The sequence below is a fragment of the Synechococcus sp. H55.2 genome (assembly GCF_047462495.1).
Taxonomy (GTDB): Bacteria; Cyanobacteriota; Cyanobacteriia; order Thermostichales; family Thermostichaceae; genus Thermostichus.
In genome coordinates this window covers 13,940-23,002 of record NZ_JANSJH010000032.1, presented here as the reverse complement: position 1 = coordinate 23,002, position 9,063 = coordinate 13,940, and the positions used below count along the sequence as shown (strand labels likewise).

Annotated in this window: 10 protein-coding genes; 4 read left to right on the top strand and 6 right to left on the bottom strand. The window is 61.8% G+C overall.

Annotated elements, in window-relative coordinates:
- Positions 1-76: 76 nt before the first annotated feature.
- Positions 77-796: a DUF554 domain-containing protein gene (locus NW844_RS05870; RefSeq protein ID WP_414334281.1), complete on the bottom strand. Its 720-nt coding sequence runs from the start codon at positions 794-796 to the stop codon at positions 77-79.
- A 161-nt stretch (positions 797-957) separates the two neighbouring features.
- Between NW844_RS05870 and NW844_RS05865 the strand changes: the two genes are divergently transcribed.
- Together NW844_RS05865 and NW844_RS05860 are read left to right on the top strand one after the other, a co-directional pair.
- Positions 958-1,482, top strand: coding sequence for a GNAT family N-acetyltransferase (locus NW844_RS05865; protein ID WP_414334279.1), 525 nt, complete (start codon positions 958-960; stop codon positions 1,480-1,482).
- 3 nt (positions 1,483-1,485) lie between these two features.
- The gene (locus tag NW844_RS05860; RefSeq protein ID WP_414334277.1) at positions 1,486-2,190 is read left to right on the top strand and encodes an esterase/lipase family protein; all 705 of its coding nucleotides are present in this window, start codon (positions 1,486-1,488) and stop codon (positions 2,188-2,190) included.
- On the opposite strand, the gene psb29 is transcribed toward NW844_RS05860, so the two are convergent.
- On the bottom strand, positions 2,187-2,906 hold the full coding sequence (psb29, locus tag NW844_RS05855; RefSeq protein WP_414334276.1) for a photosystem II biogenesis protein Psp29: 720 nt from the start codon (positions 2,904-2,906) through the stop codon (positions 2,187-2,189). The genes NW844_RS05860 and psb29 overlap by 4 nt on opposite strands.
- Positions 2,907-3,029: 123 nt before the next feature.
- On the opposite strand from psb29, the gene proB reads away from it, so the two are divergent.
- Positions 3,030-4,145 carry a glutamate 5-kinase gene (gene proB, locus NW844_RS05850; RefSeq protein WP_414334274.1) on the top strand — a complete coding sequence of 372 codons (1,116 nt, stop codon included), beginning with the start codon at positions 3,030-3,032 and terminating at the stop codon, positions 4,143-4,145.
- Positions 4,146-4,159: 14 nt separating this feature from the next.
- On the opposite strand, the gene raf1 is transcribed toward proB, so the two are convergent.
- From raf1 to infC, 4 genes are all read right to left on the bottom strand, one after another.
- A complete protein-coding gene (gene raf1 / locus NW844_RS05845; RefSeq protein ID WP_414334273.1) occupies positions 4,160-5,257 on the bottom strand; it encodes a RuBisCO accumulation factor 1 in 1,098 nt (365 codons plus the stop codon).
- A gap of 233 nt (positions 5,258-5,490) precedes the next feature.
- The gene (locus NW844_RS05840; RefSeq protein ID WP_414334272.1) at positions 5,491-7,407 is read right to left on the bottom strand and encodes a serine/threonine-protein kinase; all 1,917 of its coding nucleotides are present in this window, start codon (positions 7,405-7,407) and stop codon (positions 5,491-5,493) included.
- Between the two features lie 103 nt (positions 7,408-7,510).
- Entirely contained in the window at positions 7,511-7,975 is a 465-nt protein-coding gene (gene bcp / locus NW844_RS05835; protein WP_414334270.1) for a thioredoxin-dependent thiol peroxidase, read from the bottom strand.
- A gap of 14 nt (positions 7,976-7,989) precedes the next feature.
- Positions 7,990-8,547 (bottom strand): translation initiation factor IF-3, encoded by a 558-nt coding sequence (infC, locus tag NW844_RS05830; RefSeq protein ID WP_414334268.1) that lies wholly within the window; start codon positions 8,545-8,547, stop codon positions 7,990-7,992.
- Between the two features lie 287 nt (positions 8,548-8,834).
- Here infC and NW844_RS05825 point away from each other — a divergent pair.
- Positions 8,835-9,063: hypothetical protein (locus NW844_RS05825; protein WP_414334266.1), on the top strand; the 229-nt coding region annotated here is incomplete at its 3' end.

Below are 9,063 nucleotides of genomic sequence, written 5' to 3'. Positions count from 1 at the left end.
CTCTCCCTCAGGGAGAGGGGAGTTAGAGCGGCGCGTTCGCGACAGCGTTGCGTAGGAATAGCGCCGACCGGGAAAACTAGAAACGGAGATCCCAAACGGGGAAAAACCCCACCAGCAGCTCCACGATCAACAGAGCCGGTAGCAGGTTGGCCACCCGCAGGCGGGCCAGGCCGAGCAGGTTCAGGCCAATGCTCAAGATCAGGATCCCACCGGTGGCCTCTAGGGCCGCCATCAGGTCTGGGCGCAACAGCGGCTGCAACTGCCGCGCCAACAAGGCCACTCCCCCCTGCACCAAGAGCACCGGCAGCGCCGAAAATAGGGTGCCCCAGCCCAGGCTGGCGGCGAAGGCGAGGGTGGCGATCCCATCCAACGCCGCTTTCACCAACAACAGCGAGGGATCCCCTAAGCCATCCCGGATGGATCCCAGCAACGTCATGGGGCCGACCACAAACAGAATGCTGGTGGCAACAAAGGCGCGGGTAATGGGGCTGGGACCCAGCCGGCGGCTTACCTGCTTCTCCAGGGCCTGGCCAACCCGCTCGAAGGCGGCCTCGATGTCGATCCACTCCCCCAGCACCGCTCCTGACACCAGGGCCACCAAAACCGTTAGCGTTTGGGCGGCACTGCTGAGGGTCAGAGCCATTTGGATCCCCAAGACCAACACCAGGGCTCCCATCGCTTGCAAGAGGGTTTGGCTCATGCGTTCGGGCAGGCGGCTGCCCATGCCCCAGCCGAGGCCGCTGCCCACCAGGATGGCCAGGGCATTGACGAGGGTGCCAGTGCCGGGAGGAGCCATAGGTTTGCCCAGACTTTCCATTCTCAGTCTCCAACAAAGGCTCGTCCCAAACCTGCGCGGAAGCACCTAGGCAGATCGGCCATTTTCGCTGCCGATCCTGGCTATACTGGGGACACGCTCACCCAAACCCAGCGGTGGGCTTTCACTCCGCAGCGATTCACATGAGCTTTTGGAAGGGCCTGTTCGGGTCAACAGGGGCTGCTACAACCAAAGAGCCGGCGCAAACAGCCAAGGCCGACCGTCGCCAGGAAACAGTAGTGGTCCGAGGGGAGACTATCCTCTTCAGCTTGGATCCCAACTTGGATCTGTACGAGCTGGAGGAACTCTGCGATGCAGTGGGTTGGTCGCGTCGCCCCATGCACAAAGTGAAAAAAGCCCTGCAGCACAGCTTCTTGGTGGTGTCGATGTGGCTGCAGCGGGGCAGCTATCGTCGCCTCATCGGCTTTGCCCGCGCGACATCTGACCATGCCTTCAATGCCACCATCTGGGATGTGGTGGTGCATCCCGATTTCCAGGGCAGGGGTCTGGGCAGGCGGCTGATGGAAAAGGTAATCCACGAGCTGCGCGCCCAAGACATCAGCAACATCACCCTTTTTGCCGATCAGGGGGTGGTCAGCTTTTACGAACGGCTGGGCTTTACCCCCGACCCCGAGGGGATCAAAGGCATGTTTTGGTATCCCCGCTAGCCCATGGCTCCCCTGGTGATCCTGCCCGGTTATCTGGCGGGCGCGGCGGAATACGAGCCTTTGCGCCAAGCGCTGGAGGCCCGCGGCTATGCGGCGCGGGTGGTGCCGTTGCAGGTGCGCAGTTGGTTTCCCACACTGGGGGGAAGGCCCGTCACGCCCATCTTACGGGCTCTGCAGGCCACCATTCGGCGCACCCAGGCCGAGTTTGGGGTTGAGCGGGTTAACCTGGTGGCCCACTCCGCCGGCGGCTGGATTGCCCGCATCTACCTGGGATCCGTGCCCTATGGGGGACAGGTGTGGCAGGGGCGGGAGCACGTCTCGACCTTGATCAGCCTCGGATCCCCTCACACCAGCCGCGAGCGCTGGACAAGGCGCAATTTGGACTTTGTCAACACCCACTATCCGGGGGCCTTTTGGCCGCAGATCAAATACGTGTGTGTGGCGGGCAAGGCCATCCAAGGGCAGAGGTTGAAGCTGGGATCCCTGTGGCGGCAAGAGCATTATCTGGCTTGGCTGGCCTACAACAGCTATTGGCTCACCGCCGGCCAAGGAGAGCTGTGGGGCGACGGCATTACCCCCATCCAGGCTGCCCACTTACAGGGGGCTGTCAACCTAACCCTGCCCAACTGTTACCATTCGGGTCGAGGTGGGCGGCGCTGGTACGGTTCCCCCGAGGTGGTGGAAGCCTGGGCTGGCTACTTGGCTTAGCTGCTGGGTTCTTTGGGATCGGCAACGGAAGTCTCGGGCAAAGAGGCGGTCGATTGGCGACGTTCCTGCTGGCGTCGGGCGGCTTTCACCATTTCTTCGACAATGGCCCGCGCCTGCTTCATGCGATCCAAGCTGCTGCGGTAGAGCTCCAGATCTTTTTTCACCCGCTCTGCCGAGAAGGGCAGCTTGCCCACCACATCCTCCAAAAAGCGACGGGTGCGCTCTTCCGGTTCTTTGAAAAGGGACTTGGCTACAACTTCATAGGCTGTGTAAAGGCCAACCGCCAAAACCCGGCTGTAGGCATAGGGAGGCTGGGTCATGCGCTCCAAAATGGCTTTCAACCCGCCCACATCTTCCGCCCCCGGTTTGAGACAAAGGAGATCCAGTCTTTGGCGTGGATCCCCGCTGCGCATCAACTCGAGCAGATCGCAGGCATTCTTGCGCAACACCTCCGGCTTGAGGTGGAGAGCCTTACAGAGGGCGTTGAAAATGGCCTCTCGCTGTTCAGGGGGGTGGTAAGCTTCCATCAGCCCGTCGTAGAGGGTGACCAGCCCCAAAGCAAAAAACGGGTCGTAGGTGAAGGCACTGTTGACGGTGGTCAGGTGCAGCTCCACCAGCAACTCTTCCACCACCCGCCGATAGACGGCGTTGATCGGGCGAGGGTAGGCGCTGAAAAAGGTCGCTTTGGTGGCGGCGAGGGTGCGAACAGGATTCACAGGCAGACAGAAAGATGAGCTTGAGGATGGCTTTCTCGACTGTTTTTATTCTCGCCTGTGGTGACTCTGAGGGCAAGCGATGGCCCTCCGCTATGGTGAGATAGGGATGGGTTGAGGAGGGGGATGGCAACAACAGACGTGACGGTGGTGGTGAAGATCGGCACCTCCAGCCTGACGGACACGCAAACCGGCCTGTTGCGCCTTTCGGTGCTGGGGCCGCTGGTGGAGGTACTAACCCACTTGCGCAGGCAGGGGTACGCGGTGATCTTGGTCTCCTCCGGAGCGGTGGGGGTAGGTTGTGCTCGCCTGGGCTGGCGGCAACGACCGACGGCCATTGCCGAAAAGCAGGCGGTGGCTGCGGTGGGGCAGGGACGGCTGATCCGCCTTTACGATGACCTCTTCTCGGCTCTCAACCAGCCGATTGCCCAAGTTTTGCTCACCCGCGGCGATCTGGTGGAGCGCAGCCGCTACGTGAACGCCAATCGCACGTTTGCCCAACTGCTGCAGATGGGGGTTATCCCCATCGTCAACGAAAACGACACCGTGGCAGTGGAGGAGCTGAAATTCGGCGACAACGACTCGCTTTCGGCGTTGGTGGCCAGCATGGTGCAGGCCAAGTGGCTCATCTTGCTCACCGATGTGGACAAGCTCTATTCGGCTGACCCCAACCGGGATCCGTCTGCTGAGCCCATCGAGCGGGTGTTGCCCGGGATCCCTCTCCAGGTGAAGGCCGAAGCCCAGGGAAAAAGCGGCTGGGGCACCGGCGGCATGGCCACCAAGCTAACCGCTGCTCAAATTGCTACAGCCGCAGGCGTCACGGTGGTGATCACCAACGGCAAACGGCCTGAGCAGATCCCGGCCATTCTGGCCGGCGAGGCCATCGGCACCCGCTTTGATCCGGCTCCCCAGCCCGCCAGCGCCCGCAAGCGATGGATTGCCTATGGCCTCATCCCCGAGGGATCTTTGACTTTGGATGAGGGGGCGGTACGGGCGGTGTGCCAGCAAGGACGTTCGCTGCTGCCGGCAGGGATCACGGCCGTTTCTGGGGAATTTGAGGCGGGGGCCGCCGTGCGCCTGTGCGATCCCAGCGGTCAGGAGGTGGCACGGGGTCTGGTGAACTACAGCGCCGCAGAACTGCGGCAGATCAAGGGCAAAAAAACTGCCGAGATCCCTCACATTCTGGGCTACGAGGGGGTCGATACCGCTGTGCATCGGGATAACTTGGCTCTGCTCAACTAGGCCACTGCGATGGCCTATTCTTCCAACTGCCAGGGATCCTGAGCCAGCTCCTCATCGAAAACCCGCGGTGGGCGCACGGCCAGCAGCACCTGGCCCAACAGGGGAGAGGAGGGTGAATCCTCAATCCACTCCACTGCCACCAGTCCAGCCCGATCCAGCAGGAAAAATCCCGCCGTTCCTTCCCAAACCCGAACAGCGCGATCCACCACCAGCAAGACCGGATCCCGTTCTTCCTCAGGGGCTACCGGCAAGCCCAACAGGGATCCCAGCAGCCCGTTTTCTACTGGTAGGACGACCGGATCCCCGGCCTTTTGCATCACCGGCCAAGCGGGCAAGGCCATCCAAGTCTGCTCCGCCGGGCTGGTGACCCAGCCAAAAGGCCCTTGGGGCTCGCCGGCAGGGATCTGTTCCCAGATGTCGGTCGCCAGGGGCAGGGATCCGGCCACCGGCAGCAGGCGCGGCAGATCTTCTTCCAGGCGAAACACAGACAGCTTGGGCAAAACGCTGCGTTGGGGTCGGGAGCTGGCAGCAACCGTGGATAGGAGCTGCTCCACCTGCTGGCGGGCTGTATCGCTATGGACATACCGAAACGCTCGACCGATAGCCCGAGTGCGCTCCTGCAGATCGCGGGTTTGCTGGGCCGTTCTCCAGGCTTGATAGGCCACCGCATCGCCGGGGTGATCCGTAAACCCGTCCGGAAGCCGTTGCAGTTGGGCGTAATTTTTCACGGCACGGGCGATCTCATGAGCTTCATCGACATTCAAATGGCGGTTGAGGACGAATTCCGCCACCCGAACCCGATCCTGTGGCGAGAGGATGCGCAGCTCGTAGAGGATATCGCTGCCTCGGTGGGCAAAATGCTCCAGAACCGCCGGGCTGGCGCCGGCTTTGGCCATCCCCTCGTAAACCTGGGCGGCGACGATGATCTGATTTTGCTGGGCGGGCTCAAGCCCAGTCGCCTCAAAGATGGCCTGGGGAGTCATTTTCTGTTGCTGCAAGCTTTGGCAGGCCTTGGCCCAATCCAGCCAACGGCCCTCTTTGCGTCGCAGCCGCTCCACCAACAAGCTGGGATCCTCCCCCAGGGCAGAGGGTTCTGGCAGATGTTGACCCATGGCAAGACGTCCTCCACAACAACATCAACACGATCAGCGCAATACAAAACTCACTACCGTCGGGAGTTGGGCAGGCCGAGGCCAAAATACGATCTAAAAGACGACCTCAAGAATTTTTTTAAGAATTTTCCTTGTGCCGGGTTGGCTGTCCTGTCTTTAGCTTAATCGGCGGGAAGCCCGGCACTGTATTGGTGAATTGTGTTTACTCAACGAAGATGAGTGTCGGGAGTCGTTCACTCCAAGGGGATCACCTCGGCAGTATGGCCATCCACAGGCAACTGGTTGAGATCCAATTGCCAAAGCTGGAAGCGCTGTGACTGCCCGGCTGTCAGCACCTGCAGCCAGACCAGCCCCTTTTGCCCCACCTGCAACACTTCAGATCCGACGGGCACGGCCACCTGGGCCAAGGGATCCCCCCCTTCGCCGTACAGCCAGAGGGACGAGAACTCTTCTCCCTCCCGACACAGCAGCAGCAGACCCCAAGGGGCTTGGACCATCTGGACAGGCCACCCTCTCAAAAACCAGCGGCGCACCCGCAGCGGATTCACCTGTACCGAGTCGAGGTAGGGGCAGCAACCCTGCTGGGCCGCAAAGAGCAGCCGTTCCCCCAGGCTGACCGCCATCCCTTGGGGATCCAGGGGTAGGCGATAGCGCAGCGGCTGGGATCCCGGCTGCAAAGGCAAGCCGGTGGGATAAGGCACAAGGCTCATCTGCACCCACTGCCGCCCCGCACCGGTCAGCAAAACCAGATAATCCGAGAGGGCCAGCAAGCGGGGCAGGGATCCCGTCCCAGCCGGCTGCGGGCCAGGCCAACGAAAGTAGCGATGGGAATCGGGGAAAGGCTGGGGCCCGGTCGGCTGCCACTGCACAGCCCCCAGCTCTTGGGCGGTGGCCCAGACCAACTCCTGCCGCTTTGCCAGCCAGGTGGCCTGCCAATCCTCCGCAAAACTCAGCAGGGTACGGATGCGCGCGGGACTCAGGTGCAAAAGGCTGCTTTTGGAAAAAGCCAAAGCCTCCGGGAAGCTCGGCAAAGGCAGCACTTGCCGCAACGGTTCGGCCAAGGAGAAACAGGCCAGAGGCGGCGCTCCTGAGGCAAGGGTCTGCAGCTCCAGCCACTCCAGCTTCTGGGAGGTCACTCGCAACAGCAGCGGGGAACGGCAGCCACTGGGATCCTCGCAGATGTAGAACTTTTGCTCAGGCGGGGACTCCATCCCGCCACCGCCCACAAAACCCGGATCCGGCAGATCCCAGACCTGCAGGCCGGGGGGGGATCGCCTGGACAGGTGCGGGCCAACCCAACAACTGGCCGGCTCCTGCCACTCCTGAGCAAACACCGCCAGAGCTGAGCGCATCTGCGCCGCCGTGCGAAACCGCCGCAAGGGCAATTTGCGCAACGTGATCTCCAGCAGTTCCTGCAGCGGGGCCGGGATCCCTTCTGGGCAGACAAACGGCTGGTTGAGGTGGGCGTGCATCAACTGGCTGGGGGAGCCGGAAAAGGGCCGCTGACCCGTCAACAGCTCCAGGAGGATGATCCCCACCGCGTAGAGGTCAGAAGCGGGGCCAAACTGGCCGTAGAACCGCTCTGGCGCCATGTAGGCCGGCGAGCCGGTGGCGGCGATCTCGCCGGGGGCAGGTTGGGGGTGGCGGGCGATGCCAAAGTCCGTCAGCTTCAGTTGCCAGCCCTGGGGTGTGGGCTTGAGCAAAATGTTCTCCGGCTTCACATCGCAGTGGATCACCCCCTGGCGATGGGCATGATCCAGCCCGGCCAAGATCTGATCCACAAAGCCCAAAACCTGCTTGACCGGCAGCCACAGCCCCCGCTCCACCTGGTCGATCAGCTCCCGCAGGGTGCCCCCCTCGCAGTACTCCAACACCAAATACCGCCCCTCGCGGGCATGTTCGAGGGCGTAGCAGCGGGTGATATTGGGGTGGTTCAACGTCAGCAAGTAGCGCAGCTCCCGCAGCAGGTTGGGGGTGGGGAAACGCTCCGCCGGCAGCTCCTTGAGGGCCACCAGCTCCCCCCCTTGGCGGGGCCGGGCGCAAAACACGCGCCCATACTGACCTTGGCCAGCCAAACCCAAAACTTGGTAGCTGTCGTGAATCGACTTGGTGGTACGGCTGCGTCGGGACACGGCGCCAGGGGAATCCATACCGGCACTTTGTATCGTTATATCCCCTGCCCGCTCTCTTCTTGTCCTAATCTCGGCACCTTTGCCGACAGGGCTGCTCCCCCTGCACCCACCAATGGAGAGACTAGGAGCCGGTCAACTGCTGGAGCAGCTCCGCCGCGTGGGTCTCCACTTTGACCTTGGTGATGACGGCCTCGATCTTCCCCTCCGGATCGATGACAAAGGTGGTGCGGTGGATGCCGTTATAGACTTTGCCCATGAACTTTTTCGGGCCATAGACGCCGTAGGCGGTGGCCACCTTGGCCCCCTCGTCCACCAACAGCGGAAAAGGCAGTTGCAGCTTCTGGGCAAATTTTTGGTGGGAACGGGCATCGTCGGCGCTCACCCCCAAGATGTGGATCCCCTGGGCCTGATACTCGGCGTAGGCATCCCGAAAGCCACAGGCTTCTTGGGTGCAGCCGGGGGTGTTGTCCCGCGGGTAAAAATAGAGCACCACCCGCCGGCCCCGCAACTGGCTCAAGCTGATCAAGTTGCCCTCGGCATCGGGCAAGGTGAACTCCGGCGCGGGATCCCCAACAGCAAGAGGCATGGCGGGATCCCTCCTCAGGTGGATTTTTTCGGGGAGAGGATCATCGTGATGTTGCGCCCTTCCTTTTGGGGAGGCTGCTGCATTTCCGCTACGCCTTCTAGGTCTTTGAACAAGCGCTGCAGCAGTTCTTCCCCCAACTCGGCGTGCTGGGCCTCGCGACCGCGAAACATCACCGTGGCTTTCACCTTGTCTCCATCCCCCAAGAACTGTTGGGCGCTGCGCAGGCGCACGTGGTAGTCGTGCTCGCCGATGTTGTAGCGAAACTTCACTTCCTTGATCTCGGCAGTGTGTTGTTTTTTGCGGGCCTCCCGCTCTTTTTTCTCCTTCTCAAACTTGAACTTGCCGTAGTCCATGATGCGGCAGACGGGGGGATCCGCTTTGTCGCTCACCAAGACCAGGTCTAGGTCTTTTTCTTCGGCCAGGCGCAGGGCTTCGCGCGGGCTCATGATCCCCAACTGGGTGCCGTCGGTATCGATGAGGCGGATTTTGGGGAAGCGGATGCGCTCGTTGATGGCCGGCAGCTCTGCACGCTGCTTGCGGGGAAAGCGGTCAAGTGGACGCTCTACGGACAAGTTTTCCTCTCTGAACGGAACGCAGGACAAAGACAAATGCCAAAAGAAGCAGACGCCTTTTGGGCGGCGCCGACCCACAGACTTGAACTCTCCAAGCGGCTGTCGGCCCGCCGGCCAAGGCATGCTGCACCTATACTAGCTGGCATTTTCTATCTCCTTCTAGAGCTGTCAAGAGTTGTCAAGGCTCGCTCACCTGGGATCCGGTCAGGTTCCGCGGTAGGATAACCAAAGCAGCGATCCGGACGGGATCGAGGGTTGTTTGTCGGCCAGCAGGGAGGGCAAAAGCGGTGCAACTGGGTTTAACGGAACGGGAACTAAAAGACCTGGCCCAGAAGTCGGTTCAGCTCATCTTGAGCCCGCGGGAGGGGGATAGCGAGGCGCTGATCCAGTACAAGTCTTCGGCGGAATTTCGGGCCGGAGTCCATCTGGCCTGCGCGGCCATGGTACTGGTTTTGGCGGAAAACAACGAGCGCATCGGCCAACAGTTGGCCGCCCTCCAGGAAAAGGGATCCCTGC